The following is a 1,553-nucleotide window of genomic DNA, read 5'->3' on the forward strand; positions in this document are numbered from 1 at the left end:
CGAGATCGCGACCGCGTCGCTGCAACTCCGAACGCTGTCCGCCGAGGGGCCGCCGGTGGCCCTCGATCACCACCTGAAAACCGGCAACGCGCTCGTCGGCAGCGACCTCGAGGCGTTCGCTGACTGCGCGTCGAGCGACGGTCTCGCCGGCGATGACGCAACGCGTCTCCAAACCGAGCCGACTCGAGACGGGGTGTTCGAGCAGACGGACGGTCGAGAGCCGCGCGACCGGCGACAGCGACTCGAGGCGATGGCGAACGTCCACACCGCCCGCGAGTTCGGGCTCGAGGGGATCCCCGACGACGCGCTCGAACGGCTAGCGGCCGCGCTCGAGAGCAACGACGACTGGGAATCGCTCGCTCGAACCGAGTGGTTCACCGCGGCCCAGCGGTGGGCCGACGAGGAGGGGTACTTCCACTGGGAGCTCGAGTTCCCGGAGATCTACGTCGACGGCGACGATGACGCAGACGCTGACGGCGACGCCAACGGTGACGACGACCGGCTCGAGGCCCCCGGCTTCGACGCGGTGCTCGGCAACCCGCCCTGGGTCGCGACCGCCGGTCGCGGGACGATCAGCGCGACCATCGACGCGGGTCTGCGCTCCTACCTCGAGGACACGTTCAGCGCGACCGAGAACCAGTTCGATCTCTACGTCGCGTTCTACGAACAGTCGATCCGACTGTCCCGGGACGGACGGGTCGGCATCGTCGTCCCCGATTCGATCCTCGCTCGCGAGGGGAACGAGCCGATCCGGGAGTACGTCCTGAGCGAGACGTCGCTCGCGGAAATCGTCAGGGTCGGCACCGCGTTCGACGGCGTCGAGAGCGGCGTGGCGATCCTCGTTAGCGGCGGTGACGGAACTGACGTCCGCTGTGCCGACGCGACGACGGAGGCGGACCTCGCGTCGCTCTCCGCCGACTCGGATCGCGTGAATTCGATCCCCGCGAGCGTGTTCGAAGCGCAAGACGCGAGCCGGTTCCTCGTCTATCTCGACCGCGAGACGCGGTCGATCTGCTCGACCGTCGCGACCCACCCGCCGCTGGGGGACGCCGTCTCCGTCTCTCGCGGCGAGGAGATCAGCAAGCGAGCGGACATCCTCCGGGAGCGATCGGGGCCGACAACGCGCCCGATCGCCCCCGGGAGCGCCGTGTGCCGATACGGGATCGACGCCGACGAGCTTCGGTTCGTCGAGCCGACCGACCTCGAGAAACCCGCCCGAAACTACGAGAGCCCGAAGCTGGCCGTCCGGCAGACGAGCGACTCGCTCGTCGGGACCTACGACGCCGACGGCCTCGCCACGATCAAGTCGGTCTACAACGTCCGCAGCGACGCCGACTCGTCGGCCGAGTTGAAACATCTCCTGGGCGCGTTGCACTCGTCGGCGCTCGCGTTCTACCACCACTATACGCACGCCGCGTACCGCGCCGTCTTCCCCCAGATCAACCAGTCGACGCTCGAGGGGCTCCCCGTCCCGATGGCCGCCGGGCCCGACGGCGAACTCGTCGCGGCCGTCGAGAAACGGCTCGCGCTCACCGCCGACCGGGCGGCGATCG

The 1,553-nt window shown here is 69.3% G+C and carries 1 protein-coding gene; it reads left to right on the top strand.

Features of this window, described 5'->3' with window-relative positions; all coding sequences use genetic code 11:
* On the top strand, window positions 1–1,553 hold a 1,553-nt coding region (locus PGX04_RS02085; protein ID WP_273737004.1), incomplete at both ends, for an Eco57I restriction-modification methylase domain-containing protein.

The sequence above is a fragment of the Natrinema soli genome, from assembly GCF_028618695.1.